The organism is Sphingomonas sp. J344 (assembly GCF_024700005.1).
In the GTDB taxonomy this organism is placed as follows: domain Bacteria; phylum Pseudomonadota; class Alphaproteobacteria; order Sphingomonadales; family Sphingomonadaceae; genus Sphingomonas.
On sequence record NZ_JAJONB010000001.1, the window covers coordinates 1793834 to 1814762 of the forward strand.

At 66.7% G+C, this 20929-nt stretch carries 20 protein-coding genes and 2 pseudogenes; 8 read left to right on the forward strand and 14 right to left on the reverse strand.

From position 1 onward, the window contains the following. Positions 1 to 168: 168 nt before the first annotated feature. On the reverse strand, positions 169 to 2334 hold the full coding sequence (locus LRS12_RS09120) for a primosomal protein N' (protein ID WP_257844312.1): 2166 nt from the start codon (positions 2332 to 2334) through the stop codon (positions 169 to 171). 45 nt (positions 2335 to 2379) lie between these two features. Beyond that, positions 2380 to 3045: a DUF2490 domain-containing protein gene (locus LRS12_RS09125; RefSeq protein ID WP_257844313.1), complete on the reverse strand. Its 666-nt coding sequence runs from the start codon at positions 3043 to 3045 to the stop codon at positions 2380 to 2382. A 90-nt stretch (positions 3046 to 3135) separates the two neighbouring features. On the opposite strand from LRS12_RS09125, the gene fsa reads away from it, so the two are divergent. Next, complete coding sequence (fsa, locus tag LRS12_RS09130; protein ID WP_257844314.1) at positions 3136 to 3789, forward strand: fructose-6-phosphate aldolase; 654 nt, start codon at positions 3136 to 3138, stop codon at positions 3787 to 3789. Positions 3790 to 3855: 66 nt separating this feature from the next. Here fsa and LRS12_RS09135 read toward each other — a convergent pair whose 3' ends face one another. The 4 genes from LRS12_RS09135 to LRS12_RS09150 all read right to left on the reverse strand — a co-directional run bounded on the left by LRS12_RS09135 (position 3856) and on the right by LRS12_RS09150 (position 6856). Next, entirely contained in the window at positions 3856 to 4758 is a 903-nt protein-coding gene (locus tag LRS12_RS09135; protein ID WP_257844315.1) for an alpha/beta fold hydrolase, read from the reverse strand. Between the two features lie 3 nt (positions 4759 to 4761). Continuing rightward, on the reverse strand, positions 4762 to 4965 hold the full coding sequence (locus LRS12_RS09140; RefSeq protein WP_257844316.1) for a helix-turn-helix transcriptional regulator: 204 nt from the start codon (positions 4963 to 4965) through the stop codon (positions 4762 to 4764). Beyond that, complete coding sequence (locus tag LRS12_RS09145) at positions 4962 to 5378, reverse strand: hypothetical protein (RefSeq protein ID WP_257844317.1); 417 nt, start codon at positions 5376 to 5378, stop codon at positions 4962 to 4964. The genes LRS12_RS09140 and LRS12_RS09145 overlap by 4 nt, the downstream gene beginning before the upstream one ends. Before the next feature lie 83 nt (positions 5379 to 5461). Continuing rightward, positions 5462 to 6856, reverse strand: a complete 1395-nt coding sequence (locus tag LRS12_RS09150; protein WP_257844318.1) for a glutamate ligase domain-containing protein — start codon at positions 6854 to 6856, stop codon at positions 5462 to 5464. A gap of 155 nt (positions 6857 to 7011) precedes the next feature. Between LRS12_RS09150 and LRS12_RS09155 the strand changes: the two genes are divergently transcribed. Continuing rightward, the gene (locus LRS12_RS09155) at positions 7012 to 7827 is read left to right on the forward strand and encodes an LD-carboxypeptidase (RefSeq protein WP_257844319.1); all 816 of its coding nucleotides are present in this window, start codon (positions 7012 to 7014) and stop codon (positions 7825 to 7827) included. Positions 7828 to 8343: 516 nt separating this feature from the next. Here the strand turns inward: LRS12_RS09155 and LRS12_RS09160 are convergent. Both LRS12_RS09160 and LRS12_RS09165 read right to left on the reverse strand, forming a co-directional pair. After that, positions 8344 to 8703: a hypothetical protein gene (locus tag LRS12_RS09160; RefSeq protein WP_257844320.1), complete on the reverse strand. Its 360-nt coding sequence runs from the start codon at positions 8701 to 8703 to the stop codon at positions 8344 to 8346. A 168-nt stretch (positions 8704 to 8871) separates the two neighbouring features. After that, positions 8872 to 9225, reverse strand: coding sequence for a VOC family protein (locus LRS12_RS09165; RefSeq protein WP_257844321.1), 354 nt, complete (start codon positions 9223 to 9225; stop codon positions 8872 to 8874). 234 nt (positions 9226 to 9459) lie between these two features. On the opposite strand from LRS12_RS09165, the gene thrS reads away from it, so the two are divergent. From thrS to LRS12_RS09185, 4 genes are all read left to right on the forward strand, one after another. Further along, positions 9460 to 11460, forward strand: a complete 2001-nt coding sequence (gene thrS / locus LRS12_RS09170) for a threonine--tRNA ligase (RefSeq protein ID WP_257844322.1) — start codon at positions 9460 to 9462, stop codon at positions 11458 to 11460. 122 nt (positions 11461 to 11582) lie between these two features. Next, positions 11583 to 12116: a translation initiation factor IF-3 gene (infC, locus tag LRS12_RS09175; protein ID WP_257844323.1), complete on the forward strand. Its 534-nt coding sequence runs from the start codon at positions 11583 to 11585 to the stop codon at positions 12114 to 12116. Beyond that, positions 12113 to 12970 (forward strand): glycoside hydrolase family 16 protein, encoded by an 858-nt coding sequence (locus tag LRS12_RS09180; protein ID WP_257844324.1) that lies wholly within the window; start codon positions 12113 to 12115, stop codon positions 12968 to 12970. Before infC ends, LRS12_RS09180 begins: the two co-directional genes overlap by 4 nt. Positions 12971 to 12983: 13 nt before the next feature. After that, entirely contained in the window at positions 12984 to 13448 is a 465-nt protein-coding gene (locus LRS12_RS09185; RefSeq protein ID WP_257844325.1) for a hypothetical protein, read from the forward strand. Between the two features lie 261 nt (positions 13449 to 13709). On the opposite strand, the gene LRS12_RS09190 is transcribed toward LRS12_RS09185, so the two are convergent. The 6 genes and pseudogenes from LRS12_RS09190 to LRS12_RS09215 all read right to left on the reverse strand — a co-directional run bounded on the left by LRS12_RS09190 (position 13710) and on the right by LRS12_RS09215 (position 19441). Further along, positions 13710 to 13910, reverse strand: coding sequence for a hypothetical protein (locus LRS12_RS09190; protein WP_257844326.1), 201 nt, complete (start codon positions 13908 to 13910; stop codon positions 13710 to 13712). Beyond that, complete coding sequence (locus LRS12_RS09195; RefSeq protein ID WP_257844327.1) at positions 13907 to 14290, reverse strand: VOC family protein; 384 nt, start codon at positions 14288 to 14290, stop codon at positions 13907 to 13909. Before LRS12_RS09195 ends, LRS12_RS09190 begins: the two co-directional genes overlap by 4 nt. A gap of 91 nt (positions 14291 to 14381) precedes the next feature. Continuing rightward, on the reverse strand, positions 14382 to 17120 hold the full coding sequence (locus LRS12_RS09200) for a [protein-PII] uridylyltransferase (RefSeq protein ID WP_257844328.1): 2739 nt from the start codon (positions 17118 to 17120) through the stop codon (positions 14382 to 14384). A gap of 162 nt (positions 17121 to 17282) precedes the next feature. Continuing rightward, positions 17283 to 17831: a nucleotide exchange factor GrpE gene (grpE, locus tag LRS12_RS09205; RefSeq protein WP_257844329.1), complete on the reverse strand. Its 549-nt coding sequence runs from the start codon at positions 17829 to 17831 to the stop codon at positions 17283 to 17285. A gap of 24 nt (positions 17832 to 17855) precedes the next feature. Next, a pseudogene (gene hrcA / locus LRS12_RS09210) lies at positions 17856 to 18898 on the reverse strand (heat-inducible transcriptional repressor HrcA). Positions 18899 to 18928: 30 nt separating this feature from the next. Next, positions 18929 to 19441 carry a DUF6438 domain-containing protein gene (locus LRS12_RS09215; RefSeq protein WP_257844330.1) on the reverse strand — a complete coding sequence of 171 codons (513 nt, stop codon included), beginning with the start codon at positions 19439 to 19441 and terminating at the stop codon, positions 18929 to 18931. Positions 19442 to 19532: 91 nt separating this feature from the next. Between LRS12_RS09215 and rph the strand changes: the two are divergent. Further along, positions 19533 to 20248 (forward strand): annotated as a pseudogene (gene rph / locus LRS12_RS09220) (ribonuclease PH). Then, positions 20245 to 20913 carry an RdgB/HAM1 family non-canonical purine NTP pyrophosphatase gene (gene rdgB / locus LRS12_RS09225; protein ID WP_257844331.1) on the forward strand — a complete coding sequence of 223 codons (669 nt, stop codon included), beginning with the start codon at positions 20245 to 20247 and terminating at the stop codon, positions 20911 to 20913. Before rph ends, rdgB begins: the two are co-directional and overlap by 4 nt. The last annotated feature ends 16 nt before the right edge of the window (positions 20914 to 20929 follow it).

Here is a 20929-nt window from a genome sequence, read left to right on the forward strand (position 1 = left end):
AGCGCGACCGCAAATGCGAGTAAGCGAATCACGGACAATCCCCCTTCTTGCCGATGACCACGGGCGCGTGCTCCAATGGCGAGCCGACCTGGATCGCGCGCCCGACCTTTAGCCCCGCGCGATGCTATCGCGCGTCAATCGGCGCGTCGAGCCTCGATCTGTCAGCGATCACAGGAAGTTATATGGGTCGACATCGACCACCACCCGCACCTTGGCCGGCCACTCCAGCGCACCGAGCCAGTCGCGGATCACGTCCTGCACGTCGAGCGCACGGCGGGCATGGACCAGCAGGCGGAAGCGGTGGCGGCCGCGCAGCATGGCGAGCGGGGCGGGGGCAGGACCGAACACTTGCATCGCCTCGACCTGCGGCGCGCTGCGACCGATCGCGCGGGCGGTGTCGAGCGCGGCGTCCTTGTCCTCGCTCGACACGATGATCGCGGCATAGCGGCCAAAGGGCGGCGCACCCGCCTCGCGTCGCGCTTCGGTCTCGGCGGCGTAGAAGCCCTCCGCATCGCCATTGACCAGCGCGCGCATCACCGGCGCCTTGGGGCTGTGCGTCTGGATGAGCACATGGCCGGGCTTTTCGCCGCGTCCGGCGCGCCCGGCGACCTGACAGATCTGCTGGAAGCTGCGCTCGGCGGCGCGCAGATCGCCGCCTTCAAGGCCGAGGTCGGCATCGACGACGCCCACGAGGGTAAGGTTGGGGAAGTGGTAGCCCTTGGTCACCAATTGCGTGCCGACGACGATGTCGATGTCGCCCGCCTCCATCCGCGCGACGAATTCCGCCGCCTTGGCCGGGGACCAGATCGTGTCGGAGGTGACGATGGCGGTTTTGGCATCGGGGAACAGCGCGGCGACCTCGTCCGCGATGCGTTCGACGCCCGGACCGCACGCGACCAGGCTGTCTTCACTGTCGCATTCGGGGCAGGCGCGCGGGGTCGGGATGGTGTGGCCGCAATGGTGGCAGGCGAGGCGGTTGATCAGCCGATGCTCGACCATCCACGCCGTGCAATTGGGGCATTGGAAGCGATGCCCGCAGGTGCGGCACAAGGTCAGCGGGGCATAGCCGCGGCGGTTGAGGAACAGCAGCACCTGTTCCTTGCGCTCCAGCGTCGCGTCGATCGCGCGGACCAGCTTGGGCGCAAGCCAGCGACCGCGCATCGGCGGGTCGGCGAGCAGGTCGATCGCCTCGATCGCGGGCATCTCGGCGACGCCGTAGCGATCGGGCAGCTTGAGTTCGGTGTAACGACCCAGCGCGACCTGTTGCCGGGTCTCGATCGCCGGGGTGGCGCTGGCGAGGATGACCGGGCAGCCTTCGAAATGCCCGCGCATCACCGCGACGTCGCGCGCGTGATAATGGACGCCCTCTTCCTGCTTGAAGCTGGTCTCATGCGCCTCGTCGACCACGATGAGGCCCAAGTTCGGATAGGGGAGAAACAGCGAGGAACGCGCGCCGACCGTCACCAGCGCTTCGCCACACGCGATGGCGCGCCATGCCCGCCGCCGCTGCGACTGGCGCAGGCCCGAATGCCAGGCGACCGGCTCGACCCCGAAGCGGGCGTAGAAGCGCTTGAGAAAGGGCTCGGTCAGCGCGATTTCGGGAAGCATCACCAGCGTCTGACGCCCGGCGCGGATCGCTTCGGCGACGGCTTCGAAATAGACTTCCGTCTTGCCGGATCCGGTGACGCCGTCGAGCAGGAAGGGCTGGAAGTGCTGATCGCGCACTGCGTCGCGCAGCGTTGCCGCCACCCTTTCCTGCTCGTCGGACAGCGCGGGCGCGCCGAAGCTTGGGTCCGGCAGCGGATAGGGGGTGTCGAGTGCGACCGTGACGCCCTCGATCGCGCCGGTCTTGACCAGTCCGCGGATCACGCCATCGGAGACATCGGCGATCGTCGCCAGCTCGCGGATCAGTCCTTGGCGGTCGCCGATCCGCTCCAGCGCCTGTTCGCGCTGCGCGGTCATGCGCGGCGGCACTTCGCCGGTCGCGCGATATTCGACGATGGTCTTGCCGCCCTCCAGCGCCGAGGTCGAGCTGAGCGCCATCCGCAGCACCGACGCGAGCGGGGCGAGATAATAGTTGGCGGTCCATTCGACCAACCGACGCAGCGGAGCGGGGATTGGGGGTGCGTCGGCGACGGCTAGGAGGTTGCGGAGGCGATTGTCGCCAATCTCCTCGACCGGCAGACGCTCTGCCTCCCACACCACCCCGATCAGTTGGCGCGGACCGAGCGGCGCGACAACGATCGCCCCCGGCTCGACCGGCATCCCGCGCGGGATGCGATAGTCGAGCGGGCCGAGCGCGGAGTTGAGGACGATGACGCGGGCGCGGGACATGCCCGCCCCATATCGGCATTCGCGGGCTGCGTGGGAAGCCTTTGGTTAGAGGCTGACGCCCAGCGTGAAGGTCAGCGCATGGTCGGTCGCGCTGGTGCGGCCGTTGCGGGGCAGGCGGTACTGGTGGAGATAGCCGCCTTCGACGCTGATCGCCTTGCTCGCCTTCCAGCTCACCCCGATCGAATTGCGCATCCGGTCGTGCCCGGCATTCTCGCCCCAGTCGGTGTCGTCGAGCGGCAGGAAACTCTCATGCGCCGCGAACAGGCGGAAATCGCTTTTGCCGAGTGGCAGCGCGGCCTTGATGTTCGGACGAAGCCGATAGCCGATCTCGTCGCCGGTCGATGCGGCGCGTCGTTCGAGCCGCAGCCGGCCCGACAGCTTGAACGGCCCGGCATCGGTGGAGAAGCCGCCCTGCACGCGCAGCCGGTCTTCGGTCCGGGTGACGGTACCGCGCGAATAGTTGACGACGCGGACATAGCCACCGCCGATATACCAGCCATCGCCGAGGCTGCGCTTCACCCCGGCGGCCAGCTCGATCTCATACAGTCCGCCCGAATCGTCGCTGAAGCGGTTGATCGATTCGAGTTCGATGCTGGTCTTGTCCGCCACCGCGACCTCTCCGGTCGCGGTGAGCCAGAGTTCGCTGTCGTCACCTTGTGCCCAGGCCGGGGCGGCGATCAGCAGCGGGAGAGCGATGAGGATGGAGCGCATCGGAGTCCGGTGTTAGAGGGCTTCGCGAACAGAGTCGCGCAGCCCATAGCGCGGCGTCATTCAACTGTCACATTTCACCGGAGCAGGCCCATGAAGTTCTTCGCCGACACCGCCGACACCAACGATATTCGTGAGCTGGCGGATGCCGGGCTGCTGGATGGCGTGACCACCAACCCGTCGCTGATCCACAAGGCAGGGCGCAACTTCCTCGAGGTCGTCGCGGAAATCTGCGGCATCGTCGACGGACCGGTTTCGGCCGAAGTGGTCGCGCTCGACTATGAGGGCATGATGCGCGAGGCGGAGATCGTGCGGAAGATCGCCGACAATGTCGCGGTCAAGCTGCCGCTGACGATCGAGGGGTTGAAGGCGTGTAAGGCGCTGACCAGCGACGGCACGATGGTCAATGTCACCTTGTGTTTCTCGGCCAATCAGGCGTTGCTCGCGGCGAAGGCGGGAGCGACGTTCATCTCGCCGTTCGTTGGCCGTCACGACGATATCGGGTTCGACGGGATGGACCTGATCGGCGATATCCGGCTGATCTATGACAATTACGCGTTCGAGACCGAGATCCTGGTCGCCAGCGTTCGCCATCCGATCCACATTCTTGAAGCCGCCAAGCTGGGTGCGGATGTGATGACCGCGCCGCCGGCAGTGATCCGTCAGCTGGTCAAGCACCCGCTGACCGACAAGGGGATCGAGGGTTTCCTGTCCGACTGGGCGAAGACCGGACAGACGATTGCCTAAGGGCTAGTCGCATCACCGAAAGAAGGGCCGTCCCGGGATGCCGGGGCGGCCCTTCTTCGTTGCGGGTCACTCGGTGAGAAATGCCTTCACCTCTGCGGCGAAGCGCTGCGGCTGGTCGAGCATGATGAAGTGGTAGCTGTCGGGGACCGCGACCAGTTTTGCCGGAGTGCCGACATAGGCGGGTTCCCACACGGCCTTGGCCTGCGCTTCGCCGACGCCGGCGGCGTAGAGGATGGTGAAGGGTTTCGCGGTGACCTTGCCGAGTTCGGGGCCGATATCGGTGATCAGGTCTTCATACAGCGCCTGGGCGACGGCGCGCTGGTCGGCCTTGATGCCCCAGTTGGCGACCTTGATCCGGCCTTCGGGGGTGTTCGACCAGATGCCGCCGGGGTCGCTGGTGACGGCGGGCATCGCCTTCATCCGATCGGCTCCAGCTACGGTCATGGCGCGGAGTTGTTCCGCGCGGGGCGCAATGCTGGCGGGGGTGGCGGCGGGGTCGAAGAGCTTGCCGAAGAAGGGCAGGGTGTCGACGACTAGCAGCCGGCCGACCCGGTCGGGGTGGCGGGCGGCGAGGATCATGCCGATCAGGCCGCCATAGCTGTGGCCGATGACTGCGGGCTGCTTGGCACCGCGCTTGGTGGCGTCGGCAAGCACGTCGGCGATGATGCGGTCGGTCATGCCGGGCTTGCCATTCGCGCCGAGGTCATCGCCGCCGAAGCCGTTGACCTGGACCAGCAGCACCTGTCGGTCCTTGGCCAGATCGGGGGCGATGCGGTCCCAGACCTGGCGAGGACTGGACAGGCCGGGGATGAGGTAGACGGGTTCGCGGCCGGGCTTCGCTTCGCCAAGGGCGACGATCGAGATGTGCTGCATCCGCTGTTCGGCGACCGGGGCGGTTTGGGCGTGGCAGCGCTGGGGTGGGGCGAGGAAGGCTGTGGCGAAGGCGGCTAGGGCGATCAGGCGGAACATGGCTCAGGCTTCCTTCGAGGGGTTGGTGAAAATCTCTTCGATCGTCAGGCCGAACAGGTCGGCGATCTTGAAGGCGAGGGGCAGCGAGGGGTCGTAGCGGCCGGTTTCGATCGCATTGACGCTCTGCCGGGACACTTCGAGACGCTCGGCGAGGTCCTGCTGGCTCCACTCTCGCTCGGCGCGGAGGACGCGGAGGCGGTTCTTCATGCTTCCTCCTCCGACTTGCGGTTGCGCAGGGCGGAGACGCACTGGCTGATGCCCCAGATGCCGCACCAGATCGGGAAGCCCAGCATCGTCGGGAAGTGCGGGACGGCGCCGCCGAACTCCAGGAACCCCCAGATGCTCATGATCGCCAGCAGGCCGCCAAGGCCGACCATCATGTGGCGGACGATTTGCGAGCGGAGATATTCGTCACTCTCTTCGACGACGTACAGGCCGAGGACGGCGATGATCCCGACCAGCGGCAGGGCGGGGAGGACCGAAAGCAGGCCGAGCAGCGCGCCAGAGGGCTGGCTGTCGCGGATCACCCAGGTCGTGATGAACAGCGTTGCGACATAGACCGCGATCAGCGGCATGAACCGGGCGATGTAGCGCCGACCGGCGGGGGTGGTGTTGCGCATTGGAAAGCTCCCTTGTTCAAATGACAAGTGAGCTTTACGCCGATTCGATTGGCGATGTCAATGTAGCTTTACAAAAAGATTGCCTACCTTTCCAAATCGTCGAGGATGCTTTGCGCGAGCAGGCTGAGCGTGTCGTCCCTTGCCCCCATGATGACGATGCGGTCGCCGGGCTGGGCGATGGCGGCGAGGTGGGCGGCGGCGGCGGCGCGGTCGGGGATGTGGCGGGCATCGCGGTCGGTGGCGGCGATGTCGGCGATGATGTCGGCGCTGGTCACTTCGCGCGTGACGGTGCCGCCCTGATAGACCGGGTCGGGGAGGATCAGCTGGTCGCCCGGCGCGAGCTTGTCGGCGAACATCGCGACGAGTTCGCTGCGCATCACCTTGAGCGGGCCATAGCCGTGCGGCTGGAACAGCGCGAGGATGCGGCCGGGAAAGGCGTGGAGCGTGTCGAGCGTCGCCCCGATCTTGTCGGGGTTGTGCCCGAAATCGTCGATCACCGCGACGCCGTTCGCTTCGCCGACCAGTTCGAAGCGGCGGCGCAGGCCGGTGAAGCCCTGAATCGCCTCGCATACCGCATCGGGGTCGAGACCGGCGGCGATGCAAGCGCCGATCGCGGCGAGGGCGTTGGCGACATTGTGGGTGCCGGGCACCGATAGGCGGATGCGGCGGGTGGCGCCGTCCATTTCGAGGTCGAAGCTGATCGCGAAGGGTTCGGGCGTCAGGTTGCGGGCGGAGAGGTCCGCTTCGGCATCGACCGCGAAGGTTCGCGTGCGGGCCGGGTCGAGCGCCCTCGCCAGTTCCGCGCTTTCCGGGTCGCCGATATTGACGATGGTGGTGCGCGCCTTGGCCGCGAAGTCGCCGAACAGGGTGCGGAGTTCCTCGAGGCTCTTGTGGTCAAGGCTGACATTGTTGAGCACCGCGACCTGCGGAGTGTAGAGCGCGATCGAGCCGTCGCTCTCGTCCACCTCGCTGACATAGAGGTCGCCCTCGCCGACCAATGCGCTGGCGAACGGTGCTTCGGGCCGCACGAAATTCTTCATCACCGCGCCGTTCATCACCGTGGGATCGCGGTCGAGGCTGTACAGGATCCACGCGATCATGCCGGTGACGGTCGACTTGCCGCTGGTCCCCGCGACGCCGATCGACAGCGGGGCGGCGTTGAACAGTTTCGCGTTGAGTTCGGCCCGGGTCATGCGGGGGCAGCCGAGGCTGGCGGCCTGAACCATGTCGGGGACGGTGGCTTCGACTGCGGCGGATGCGATCACCACCTGATCGGAAGAGGTGATGCCGCTGCCGTCCTGCGGGAATAGGTCGATGCCGAGGTTGCGCAGCGCGTCGAACTTGGCGGGGAGGCGCCCGGAGTCGAGGCTGCGGTCCGAGCCGGCGACGCTCGCGCCCTGGCCGGCGAGGATCATCGCGAGCGGCATCATGCCGCTGCCGCCGATCCCGACGAAAAAATGGGGTTTGCCGTGTTCCATCATGCCGGGCTATCGCGGGTTCGGAGACAGGGGGCAAGCGTGTCCCACTTCCGTTCGCCCTGCGCTTGTCGAAGGGCCGTTCTTCTTCGACGGGTCGAGCAGAAAGAACGGTGCTTCGACAAGCTCAGCATGAGCGGGACAGGCGAAGGAAAGCTATGCGGATCGGCGTCGTCGCACCGGCACGGACAGTCAGCGCGGAATCGGCGGCGCGGATGCAGGCGTTCATGGCGCTGTACTGGCCCGCGCATGAGATCGTGTTCCACCCGCAATGCTTCCTGACCGAGGGGCATTTTGCAGGTCCCGACGATGTCCGCGCGGCGGCGTTTCTGGAATTCGCCAATGACGCGGCGTTCGACGCGATCTGGTTCGCGCGCGGCGGATATGGTTCCAACCGCATCCTCGATGTCGCGATGTCGAAGTTGGGGCCTGCGGCGAAGACCAAGACCTATATCGGCTATTCCGACATGGGGTTCATGCTGGGTGCGCTCTATGCGCGGCGGATCGGGCGGCAGGCGCATGGGTCGATGGCGAGCGCCATGGGGGTCAACGACAAGGGCACCGACGCGGGCTGGGTGCTGAGCTGGCTGATCGACGGCAAGCGCGACGGGCTGGAGCCGACGCTGGACGGTCGCCCGGCGGCGGCGTTCAACCTGTCGATCCTGGCGGCGATGATCGGCACGCCGTGGCTGCCCGACCTGACCGACCATGTGCTGCATATCGAGGAGGTCGGCGAGCCGATGTACCGGATCGACCGGATGCTGTTCCAGATGGCGCATGCCACGCAGCTGCAGGGCATTGCGGGCGTGCGGCTGGGCGCGGTGACCGACATGGTCGATAACGACGTGCCGTTCGGGGAGAGCCTTGAGCAGATCATCATCCGCTGGTGCCGTGAGATGGGGGTGCCGTATCTGGGGCGGTCGGGGATCGGGCATATCGCGCTCAACCGGGTGGTGCCGTTCGGGGTGATCTGACCGCGCGCCTGACAGGCGTCCGACGATCCTGACGAAAATGGGCGTGTGTGGGGCGGAGACGACCGCGACGGGGCGGGTTTGCGCCGGGTAGGCGACTGTGACGCGACACCTGCGCGACGGGCTGACACCATCGGCGCGACATGCGGGCGACGGGGAGGCGACTGTGCCGCGACCGATGTGCGACGGGCAAGCGACACCGGCGCGACGGGTTCGCGACCGTGGCGCGAGCCCGGCACGACCGGCGTGCGACAGCGGCGCGTCGCGTATCTTCAGGGTAGTTTCGGGCGGGTTGCGCATCGGCCAGTCTATGCGCTTTTTGGCGGTTTGTAGGAAAGCGGATTTCGCCTCCTTTCGTCACCCCGGCCTTGAGCCGGGGCCCAGCTGCCTTGGCCGGTCGAAGAAGCTGGGCCCCGGGTCAAGCCCGGGGTGACGATTGTGGCGGGGTTGGTAGGTGGAGCCTCCGCTGCCGAGCGTGTGGCGGGGGTGGACCCCGGCACGGGGCCGGGGTGACGATCGTTAGTGTGTCGCCGTCCTGCGTGCAGCGGTGCGGAACAATGCCGCGCTTCCCAGCCAGAGCAGCGTGAACACCGCGTGGAAGGCGAAGGCCTTGGGTGCGCCGCCGGGGAGGGTGGCGGTGATCGGGGCGGTGGCGGTGAGCAGGCCGAGGATGAGCTGCATCGCCGCGACGCCGGCCATGGTGCGGGCAAGACCGGCGGCTTCGAAGCGGCAGGCATAGCCGCCGACGGCGGTGGCGAGGATGATCATGAAATTGCCGGCGGCGCTGCCTTCGTCGCGGACGATGCTGGTCCAGACGATCAGGAAGGATGTGAGGCCGACGAGCGCGATGCCGCTGCGATACGCGGTGGTGGGGGTCATGGGGTGGCTCCTGTGCTGGGTGACAGGGCAGGGATGGCGGGGTTTGCGCGCGGGGTAATGAGGCGGCGGTGAGGAATTTGTGATGCGTCGGGGTGCTTGAAGAAGACGCAGAAGAAGACCCTCCCAACCCCTACCGCGAAGGCGGGAGGGGCTAGAGATTGCGGGCGGTCAGCTCGCCTCCCGCCCCACGCGGACGAGTGCCCCGTCGGGATCGCTGACCGCGAATTCGACCATGCCCCAGGGTTTGAGGTGGGGTGTACCCGGCTCGATGATCGCATCGCGCACGCGGTTGGCGATGGCGTCGACGTCTTCGGCGTAGAGGTACAGGCCGAAGGGATTGTCGGGGGCCTGGGGCGTGTTGGGTTCGTGGCGCAGATGGAGGTGCCAGCCCTTGCCGTCGCTCAGGATGCGGTAATGGCCCCAGTCGCTGTCGAGGGTAAAGCCGAGGCGCTGGTAGAAATCGGTGCTCGCCTGCAGGTCGCGGCAGGGGAGGATGGCGGCGATGCGGTGGTCGGCGGGCATGGGCGGAGGGTAGCGTCGAAGCATGCGCCGCGCTATATCCGTGCCATGGCTCATCGCTTCGCCAGCACTACCACCACCACTCCCGCCGCGGCGGGAGGGTTTGGCGTGCGCGGTTAGAGCCGCTCCGCCGCCCTCTTGCCCGGGATCGGGTGAGATGGCGCTGCTCCTCCTGATCCTGCCCCTTTTCTAGCGCCGCGTGCCCGTGCATAGGCACGTCAAACATGCAGGATTGATATGGCCGACCTTCTTTCGATCACGCTTCCCGATGGCTCGGTGCGCGAAGTGCCGCCGGGGACCACGCCGGGCGACATTGCCGCCGCGATCGGGCCGGGGCTGGCCAAGGCGGCGATTGCCGCGCGGGTCGATGGCGAATTGCGCGATATCGGGCGGCCGCTGGAGAAGGATAGCGCGCTGGCGCTGGTGACGGCGCGGGACGAGGCCGATGCACTGGAGCTGGCGCGGCATGACTTTGCGCATATCCTGGCCGAGGCGGTGCAGGCGCTGTGGCCGGGGACGCAGATCACCTTTGGCCCGGCGACCGATGACGGTTTTTACTATGACGTGATGGCTCCGGCGTCGCGTGCGCCCTTCTCGATGGAGGATCTGCCCGCGATCGAGGAGAAGATGCGCGAGATCATCCGCGCCGACAAGCCGCTGCGCCGTGAGGTGTGGAGCCGGCAGGCGCTGATCGACCGCTGGACCGCCGAGGGCGAGAGCTTCAAGGCCGAATGGGCCAAGGAACTGCCCGAGGGCGAGGAGCTGACGGTGTACTGGTCGGGCGACGACTGGCTCGACATGTGCCGGGGGCCGCATCTGGCATCGACCGGCAAGCTCGATCCGCAGGCGTTCAAGCTCATGCGCGTCGCGGGGGCCTATTGGCGCGGCGACCAGAAGAATGCGCAGCTGACGCGCATCTATGGCACCGGCTGGCTCAACAAGAAGCAGCTCGACGCGCATCTGCATAAGCTGGAGGAAGCGGCGAAGCGCGACCATCGCAAGCTGGGTGCGGAGATGGACCTGTTCCACCTGCAGCAGGAAGCGCATGGCAGCGTGTTCTGGCACCCCAAGGGGTACATGGTGTGGCGTCAGCTTGAGGCCTATATGCGCCGTGCGATCGATGCTGCTGGCTATCGCGAGGTCAAGACGCCGCAGGTGATGGACGCGCGCCAGTGGGAGCAGTCGGGCCATTGGGGCAAGTATCGCGAGAATATGTTCGTGATCCCCGACGAGGTGCCGAACGTCGACGATGACGGCCCGGTGATCAGCGGCGAGGCCGACTGGATGGCGCTGAAGCCGATGAACTGCCCGGCGCATGTGCTGATTTTCCGGCAGGGGCTGAAGAGCTATCGCGAGCTGCCGCTGCGGCTGTACGAGAATGGCTGTTGCCACCGCAACGAGCCGCATGGCGCGCTGCACGGGCTGATGCGCGTGCGGCAGTTCACGCAGGACGACGCGCATATCTTTTGCCGCGAGGACCAGATCGTCGCCGAGGTGCAGGCCTTCTGCGAGCTGGCGGACCGGGTGTATCGCGACTTCGGCTTCACCTATTCGATCAAGCTGGCGCTGCGGCCCGAGAAGCGCTTTGGCTCCGACGCCGACTGGGACAAGGCGGAGAATGAGCTGCGCGACGCGGTGGTGCGCGCGGGGCTGGCGACGCCCGAATATGGCTGGGAGGAGCTGCCGGGCGAGGGGGCCTTCTATGCGCCGAAGCTGGAATGGCATCTGACCGACGCGATCGGGCGGACGTGGCAGGTGGGGACGATCCAGTCGGACCGGGTGCTGCCCGAGCGGCTGGATGCGTCGTACGTGGGCGAGGATGGCGAGCGGCACCGGCCGGTGATGCTGCACCGCGCGATCTTTGGCTCGTACGAGCGGTTCATCGGCATTCTGATCGAGCATTTCGCCGGAAGGCTGCCGGTATGGCTGGCGCCGGTGCAGGCGGTGGTGGCGACGATCGTGTCGGATGCGGATGACTATGCGAAGGATGCGGTCGTAAAGCTCAAGGCCGCCGGAATCCGGGTCGAGAGCGATCTGCGCAACGAGAAGATCAACTACAAGGTGCGCGAGCACAGCCTTGCCAAGGTCCCGCATTTGCTGGTCGTCGGCAAGCGCGAGGCCGAGGAGGGCACGGTCGCGGTCCGCACGCTGGGCAGCGAGGGGCAGAAGGTGATGCGCCTCGACGACGCCATCGCGATGCTTGCGGATGCGGCGCTGGCGCCCGATATGAAGGCGTAACCCGCGCGCCACAGCGTGTGGCTTTTTCGTCAGGATCGCGCGGCGGGACTACCCGCTCGCGCGTTTCTGCGTTATCGTAACTGGTCGAAATTATAACAGGAGCTGTTCCTATACGTCCTCCCATGTCCCGGCGCGGCTTCGCGCCTCCGGTCCCCACTGGTCCGCGGCACAATGAATTCATCACCTCCCCCAAGGTTCGCGTGATCGACCATGAGGGCGAGAATCTGGGCGTGATGTTCACGCGCGAAGCGATGGAGCAGGCGCAGGCGCTTGGCCTCGACCTGGTTGAGGTGTCGCCGAACGCGGACCCGCCCGTCGCCAAATATCTCGACGTCGGCAAGTACAAGTACGAGGCGCAGAAAAAGGCGAACCTCGCCCGCAAGTCGCAGAAGACGCAGGAGATCAAGGAGATCAAGATGCGTCCGAACATCGACGATCATGATTATGAGACGAAGATGAAGGCGGTGCACAAGTTCATCGGCGAGGGCGACAAGGTGAAGATCACGCTGCGCTTCCGCGGGCGCGAGCTGAGTCATGGCCAGCTGGGCATGAACCTGTTGAAGCGCGTCCAGGAGGACAGCGCCGAGGTGGCGAAGGTCGAAAGCTATCCGCGCATGGAAGGCCGGCAGATGCTGATGGTGCTGTCGCCCAAGTGAGGGCGGCACTCCTCCTGTTCGCGCTGGCCGCATCGCTGCCTGCTGCTGCGCAGGTGGTGCACAGCCCACCGATCACCGCCGGGACGGACGAGCCGCTCGTCCGTCCTGCGGATGCGAAGCTGGTCTGGTCGGACGAGTTCGATGTCGACGGCCTGCCTGATCCGAAGCGCTGGGCGTACGACACCGCGCGCAACAAGCTCGGCTGGCACAATGAGGAAAAGCAGTATTACGCCGCCGCGCGACCGCAAAATGTGCGGGTCGAGAATGGCCGGCTGATCCTCACCGCCACGATCGAGCGGCTGAAGGACAAGGCCGATTATGGCGGCCAGGATTATGCGTCCGGCAAGATCTTCACCAAGGGGATTGCCGACTGGCGCTACGGGTTCTTCGAGGTCCGCGCGAAATTGCCGTGCGGGCGCGGCATCTGGCCCGCGATCTGGATGTTGGCGTCGGACGACCGCCGCGGCTGGCCCGCAATGGGCGAGATCGACATCATGGAGCATGTCGGCTGGGACAATGGCCGCGTCCATGGCACGGTGCATACCGGCGCGTACAACCATGTCGCGCAGACGCAGAAGGGCGCGCATGTCGTGCGGCCCGATGTGTGCGAGACGTTTCACACCTATCAGCTCGACTGGAATGAGGACCGCATCCTCGTGGGCATGAACGGCCGCGCCTATATGCGGTTCGAGAATGATAAGAAGGGCGATCCGCAGACCTGGCCGTTCGGCACGCCCGAATATCTGATCCTGAACGTCGCGGTCGGCGGCTGGGGCGGGCAGAAGGGGATCGATCCCAAGGCGTTCCCGGCGGCGATGGAAGTGGATTACGTGCGGGTTTGGCAGCGGGATTGAGGGGGGCGAACCGATGAAGCTGAGTCGCCGACTGCGCCGCCGTCTGTCCCGTACGGCCTATATCATCGCAGCCATGACGTTCGGCGCATATGTGCTGACGCGCTATCTTGAAGTGTCTGACCCCGGCTTTGAGGAAAGATGGGGCGTGCTCGGCGACACGCTTGGTTTCCCCATATTCTTGCTGGCCATTGTCGGGAGCGCACTCGATCCGTCACCGAAGCCCAAGAGTGCGTGGAGCGGGCGGCTAAATCCCGATTATAGCGGCGCCATCGCCATTGCTGTGATGGGTTTCTCGGCTTCATTTATCCTCTGGTGGAATCAGACTGCTCGCGGAAGTGCCGTGGTTCCGATCATCGTCGCCGTAGCAACGATCATTGGCACGGTCGCAGCATGGCGATTCGCGAAGCTGCGGGGAGCCGAGATTGGAGAAGCACGCTTCGTGCGGCCCGCTGATTTGAGCACGTCGCGCCGGGCTTGACCCGGGGCTGGGCTTTCTTTTCAGCGTTGGGAAGAAGAAGCCTTGGCCCGGCTCAAGGCCGGGCTGACGAGGGAGTGTGGTCAATTCCTCCCCCAGCTTGCTGGTGGAGGGGGACCGCCCGCGTAGCGGGTGGTGGAGGGCGCTGCGCGCAGACGCAGCGGATCGCTTGCCGCACGCGTTCCGCGCCGTTGGCGCGGCCCCTCCACCACCGCCTTCGGCGGCGGTCCCCCTCCCCTGAGACAAGCTCAGGGGAGGAATTGGTTAGTCTCCCCCTCCGCCGTCACCGCCGTTGTCACCGCTACCATCGCTGTCCGCGCGGTCGCGATCGGTGTCGCTGGCGTGGGTGGTGCCGCCGTCACCGCCATCTTTCTTGCGTTTGGCCTCCTTCGCCGCGTTGAGCGAGATGAACACGGTGACCAGCGAAATCGCCACCGCGCCGAGCGCGATCCAGACGGCGGTCATACGGGCGGCTCCCATAGTTCGATGGCGTTGCCTTCGGGGTCGTGGATGCGGGCGAATTTGCCGATGCCGCCTTCGTCCCATTCGGGTTTGGTGATGATGTCGATGCCGGCGGCGTTGAGCTGTTCGAGCATCCCTTCCAGATCGCGCACGCGCAGGTTGATCATGAACTGCTTCTCTTCGGCGAAATAGTCGGTGGTCGCCTTGAACGGCGCGAAGACCATCGGGCCGCCGACCGTCTGCCACACCCATTCATTCGCCTCGCCCCCGCTATCCTCGGCGACGCAGCCCGCGCCGATACCGAGATGTTCGCGATACCATGTGTTGAGCGCGTCCGGGTCCTGCGCCCGGAAGAACAGCCCGCCCATGCCGAGTACGCCCATATCTCATGTCCTCCCGGTGGTGATGGGGGAGTGTAGGGCGGGGGTGCGATGGCGGAAGCACTGAAATCCTCCCCGTTCCGGGGAGGATTGGTCACGCTGCGCTGGCGAACTCGCCTTGGCCCGCGGTTGCGTCGAGCAGGCGGCGTTCGAGTGACTTCAGGCGCAGCACAGCGGTGATCTTGTCGCCGGTCAGGTCGGTTACGTAGAAGGTATCGACCGCGCGCTCGCCATAGGTGGCGACGTGCGCGCTGTGGATCGTCACCTTTGACTGGAACAGCGCATAAGCGAGGTGGTGAAGCAGCGCCGGGCGGTCGCGCGCCTGCACCTCGATCACGGTGAAGCGGTTCGACGCCTTGTTGTCGATCAGCACGTTCGGTTCGATCGTGAAGGCATCGGCGCGGAGTCGGAGCGGTTTGGCGGCGAGGCGTTCGGTGAGCTTGGCGCGGTTGGCCAGCGCCTCGGCAATGCCGCTTTCGATGCGGGCGAGCTGGCCGGGATCGTCGAACGGGCGGCCGAGCGGGTCCTGAACGAGGAAATTGTCGAGCGCCATGCCGTCGCGCGTGGTGTGAATGCGCGCGTCGATGATGTTGCCGCCCGCAGCATGGATCGCGCCGGCGATGCGGTAGAACAGCCCGGCATGGTCGGCGGCATAGACGGTGACGAGCGTCGCGCCGCGATCGGGATAGACTGTTGCCTCGACCGACAGCTGCGCGTCGCCAACGCGGGCAATGAAGCGCGCGTTGCGTTCGATCACATCCTCCGGCTCCGCAACCCAGTAAGGATCGGCGAGGCGGCGGACGAAATCGCCGACATCGCGGTCGAGCGCGCGGCCAAGCGCGGCCTGTTTCGCGGCGATCCGCTCGCTGCGACCCTTTTGCTTGTGGCCGAGGCGCAGCACTTCCTCGGCGCTGTCGAAGAGGTTGGTGAGCAGCTGGCGCTTCCACCCGTTCCACACGCCGGGGCCGACCGCGCGGATATCGACGACGGTGAGGATCAGCAGCATCATCAGCCGCTGGGGCGATTGCACCACCTCGGCAAAGTCGAGGATCGTCTTGAAATCGCTGAGGTCGCGCTTGAACGCGGTCGCGGACATCAGCAGGTGATAGCGGACCAGCCAGGACACCGTCTCGGTCTCCGCCGCGGTCAGGCCGAAGCGGGGGCCAAGCTTGAGCGCGATCTCGGCACCGATCACGCTGTGATCGCCGCCGCGCCCCTTGGCGATGTCGTGCAGCAGCACCGACACGTAGAGCGCGCGGCGCGACGCGACCTGGTCGAGGATCGAGGTGGAGAGCGGGTGATCCTCCTTGAGGTCGCCCTTTTCGATCCGGTTGAGCAGGCCGACCGCGCGGATCGTGTGCTCGTCCACCGTGAAATGGTGGTACATGTCGAACTGCATCTGCGCGACGACGCGGCCAAAGTCCGGAACGAACTGGCCGAACACCCCCGCCTCGTTCATCCAGCGCAATACGGTCTCGGGGTCGCGGGGGCTGGTCAGCACGTCCATGAACAGAGCATTGGCGCGCGGATCGTCGCGCCAGTCGGCGATCAGCTTGGCATCGCGATTGGCGGCGCGCATCGCGAGCGGGTGCACCTCCAGCTTGTGGAGGTCAGCGAGCTGAAACAGCTCGACGAGGCGCACCGGATCCTCGGCGAAGAAATCGTCGCGCGGCAAGGCGAGGCGGCCGCGATCGAGGACGAAGCCCTTGAGCTTGCGCGGACTGCGGCGGATGCGGGGCAGGCCGAAACGGCTGCCCCGCGCGGCGAACTTCTCGTCCAGATGGGCGAGGAAGACGCCGGTCAGGTCGCCGACCATCTTCGCCTGGAGGAAGTAGAAGTGCATGAAGCGCTCGACCTTCGACTTGCCCGGCCGGTCGGCGTAGCGCATCCGCTCCGCGATCTCGCGCTGATAGTCGAAGGTCAGCCGGTCCTCGCCGCGACGGGAGAGGTCGTGGAGGTGACAGCGCACCGCCCAGAGGAAATTTTCGGCGCGGCGAAACTGGCGATACTCCAATTTGGTGAGCAGCCCCGCCTCGACCAAGTCGCCCGGCTCGCGCACGCCATGAGCGTATTTGCCGATCCAGAACAGGGTGTGCAGGTCGCGCAGCCCGCCCTTGCCCTCCTTGACATTGGGTTCGACGACATAGCGGCTGTCGCCCATCTTGCGGTGACGCTCATCGCGTTCGGCGAGCTTTTGCGCGATGAAGTCACGCGCCGTCCCGTTCTGGATCTCCGCCTTGAAGCGCGCGGCACCCTCGTCATAGAGCGTGGTGTCGCCCCAGATATAGCGCGCCTCCAGCAAGGCGGTACGCACGGTGATGTCACCCTTTGCCTCACGTACCATCTCGTCGAGCGAGCGCGAGCTGTGGCCGACCTTGAGCCCCATGTCCCACAGCGAATAGAGCATCGATTCGATGACCTGCTCGCTCCACCCGGTCTGCTTCCAGGGGGTGATGAAGCCGATATCGACGTCGCTGTGCGGCGCCATCTCGCCCCGGCCATAGCCGCCCACCGCGATCAGCGTCATCCGCTCGGCCGCGGTCGGGTTGCTGTTGGGGTAGAGGCGCGCGAGGGTGAAGTCCCACAGGGTGCGCAGCAGCTGATCCATCAGGAACGCGCCGCTGGCCGCGCTTTCATGCCCCTTGGCCGGGTGTTCGATCAGTCGGCGGGCGATTTCGGCGCGCCCATCCTCCAGCGCCTGTTTGAGGCGGAGCGCCCCGGCCTGACGCAGCCGCATCGTATCGGGAGCATCGAGCGCGGCGAGGTCGTCCGCCAATGCCCGCCGGTCGATGATCGCGCGGCGGTGGGGGATGGAGTCAAAACGGCCGGACATGGGGTGGAGATAGGGGAAGGGCGAGGTACGCGCTACCCGCCTTGATCGTCATCCCGGCCTCGTGCCGGGATCCACCGGGCGGCAGGCGCGATGCTCGAGCCGCTGTCGCCGGACGTGCGGCGCAGTGGACCCCGGCACAGGGCCGGGGTGACTAAGTTGAATTCAATCCGGCTTCTTCGCCACGCCGACCAGTGCGGGGCGCAGCAGGCGGTCGCGGATCATGTAGCCGGACTGGATTTCCTGCACGATCGTGCCGGGTTCCGCGTCGGCGCTGGGGATTTCCATCATCGCCTGGTGGCGGTTGGGGTCGAGCGCTTCGCCGAGCGCGCTGATCTTCGAGATGCCGTGGCGGGCGAAGACGCTGTCGAGTTCGCGGCCGGTGGCTTCGAGGCCGGTGATCAGCCCCTTCATCTTCTCGTCCTCGCGCAGCTCTTCGGGGATCGCCGAGAGGGCGCGACCGAGATTGTCGGCGACCGACAGGATGTCGCGCGCAAAGCCCGTCGCGGCATAGTTGCGCGCGTCCTCCGCCTCCTTCTGCGCACGGCGGAGCAGGTTCTGGGCCTCGGCGCGGGCGTAGAGGGTCGCGGACTTGGCTTCGGCCAGCTCTGCCTCCAGCTCGGCGACGCGGTCATGCTCGGCGACTTCGGGCGCCTGCTCGGCGGTCTCCGCGCGGAGGTCTTCGGTCGCTTCGGTCTTATTGTCTTCGGTCATGGTTCCTGCGTGTTCTGTTATGAGTCAGGCCAGCAATCTGGCCAGGGTTGAAGCGGTGAAGTCCACCATGGGCACGACGCGGGCATAGTTCAACCGCGTCGGGCCGATTACCCCCACCACGCCGACGACGCGGCCGTCCATCGCGCGGACGGGTTTGGCGATGACCGAGGAGCCGGACAAGGCGAACAGCTTGTTCTCGCTGCCGATGAAGATGCGTGCGGCGTCGGCCTCGCGCGCGCTGTCGAGCAGGCGGGCGATTTCCTCCTTGCCCTCCAGCTCGTCGAGCAACTGGCTGACGCGATCGAGGTCCTCGGCGGCGGCACTGTCGAGCAGGCGGGCCTGGCCGCGCACGATCAGAACGGGGCGATCATCGCCATCCTGCGACCAGACCGCAAGGCCGCGTTCGACCAGCGCGCGCGCAGCATCGTCGAGCGCGGCGCGTTCGGTGGCGATCTGGCGGCCGATCCGGACGCGGGCTTCGGACAGGGTCAGGCCGCCGAGCGTGGCGGTGAGGTAGTTCGCCGCCTGTTCGAGCGCGCCCGGCGGCAGGCCGGGGGGAGTTCGACGACGCGGTTCTCGACCGATCCGTCCTCTCCGACCAGCACCGCGAGCGCGCGGTCGTTGCCCAGTGGGACGAAACCGAACTGGCGCAATACCCGCTCCGCCTTGGGGACGAGCACCATGCCGGCACAGGCGGACAGGCCGGACAGCGCGGCGGTGGTGCTGGCCAGCGCCTCCTCAACCGGACCGCGCGTCGCGGCGCGCGATTCGATCGCGGCGCGCTCCTCCGCCGAGGGCTCGTTGGCCTGCATCATGCCGTCGACGAACAGGCGGAGGCCGAGTTCGGTCGGCATCCGCCCCGCGCTGGTATGCGGCGCGGCGAGCAGGCCGAGCTCCTCCAGATCCTGCATGACGTTGCGGATCGAGGCGGGGGAGAGGTTGAGGCCGGGCGCGCGCGAAATGGTGCGCGACCCCACCGGCTGGCCCGCGTCGAGGTACGACTCCACCACGACGCGGAAAATGTCGCGGGCGCGGTCGGTCAGTTCGGTGATCGGCGGGATGGTCACATCATTGATGTAGCGTGTCGGCGCTGGCTCTCAAGGCCGTTCGCCGATCAGCGGGGTCAGCGCGGGGATCAGGTCGGGGGCGTTGCCGATGGCGTCGGCCATGGCGCGGTTCGCCTCCATGTCGCAGCCGAAATAATAGTCGAGGCGACTGGTTCGTGCGTCGGCATATTCCCAGCGCACCTCCACGCTCGGCAGATCCGTCGCCGCAGCCTTGCAGTCCGGCGTGCCTGGAACGATCTCCCGCTCCGTATCGGGAGCGGGACGGAAGCGGGAAAGCGCAGCGACGAAAGCATCATATTCGGCGCGCGTGAGGCTGAATCGACGGGTGCCGGTCACGCCTGTATGCTTGCGCCCCTCAAACGTCCCGTTCCCATCGCTGGAAATGCTAAAGCGATAGACTGGACAGGCACCAAAGCAGGGTCCGGTCGTGTATTCGATCGACGTCACCGCGCGTGCAGCTGGAACTGGTCCCGTTGGCCCCGGCGTGCGGGCGCAGCCCGCCATTGCCAGCCCCAATGCGAATACAAGACCCACGCGCCGCATATCGTTTCTCCGACGGATCGAAGCGTCAGACTGGCGCGTTCGTTCCATCGCGTCTAGGTCCGCTGCCAAACCAGTTCAGGAGACTCCCCCTATGCGCCCCAGCGGCCGCGCCCCCGACCAGATGCGTGCAATCAGCATCGAGCCCAACTTCACCATCCACGCCGAAGGATCGGTGCTGGTGAGTTTCGGCAATACCAAGGTGCTGGTGACCGCGAGCGTCGAGGAGCGGCTGCCGCCCTGGCTGCGCGGCAAGGGCGAGGGCTGGGTGACCGCGGAATATGGCATGCTGCCCCGCGCGACCCACACGCGCGGCAATCGCGAGGCGGCGAAGGGCAAGCAGTCGGGGCGGACGCAGGAGATCCAGCGGCTGATCGGGCGATCCCTGCGCGCGGTGACCGACCTCAAGGCGCTGGGCGAGCGCCAGATCACGCTGGATTGCGACGTGATCCAGGCCGATGGCGGCACGCGCACGGCGGCGATCAGCGGCGCGTGGGTCGCGCTGCGACTCGCGGTCGACAAGTTGATCGCGGAGGGGAAGCTGACGAGCGATCCGATCATCCAGCAGGTCGCGGCAGTGTCGTGCGGCATCTATCAGGGCAATCCGGTGCTTGACCTGGATTATGACGAGGACAGCGCGGCGGATGCCGATGCCAATTTCGTGCTGCTCGCCGACGGCAAGATTGCCGAGGCGCAGGCGACCGCCGAGGGCGCGTGCTATGACGAGGAAGGGCTGCTGCGGCTGTTGCGGCTGGCGCGGATCGGCTGCGGCGAGATTTTGCTGCGCAGCTGAAGGCGACGGGACGATGAGCGGCGAGGGAGACGCCCCGCAGGCGATCCGCAAGCTGGCCCCCGGCAAGCTGGTCATCGCCAGCCATAATGAGGGCAAGGTCCGCGAGATTCGCGAGCTGCTCGCGCCCTATGGCATCGAGCCGATCAGCGCGGCGTCGCTCGACCTGCCCGAGCCGGAGGAGACGGGAACGACTTTCGTCGCCAATGCCGAGCTGAAGGCGATGCAGGCGGCGGACCTGTCGGGTCTGCCCGCACTGGCCGACGATAGCGGGCTGTGCGTCGAGGCGCTGGGCGGCGAGCCGGGGATTTTCTCGGCGCGCTGGGGCCTGCCCGATCCGGGCATTCCGGCGCTGGAGCCTGAGGAGGGCGAAGGCCGCGATTTCGACCGCGCGATGCGGCGGGTCAACACGTTGCTGGACGCAATGCCCGAGGGGACGTCGCGTGCGGCGCATTTCGTCTGCGCGCTCGCGCTCGCCTGGCCCGACGGGCATGTCGAATGGTTCGAGGGGCGGGTCGACGGCACGCTGATCTGGCCGCCGCGTGGCGACCGGGGCTTTGGCTATGATCCGATGTTCGTGCCCGAAGGCCATGACCGCAGCTTTGGCGAGATGAACCCTGCGGCGAAGCACGCGATGAGCCATCGTGCTGACGCTTTCAGTCAGCTGGTCGCGGCGGTGTTCTGAAGTGGCTAGGGTGGGC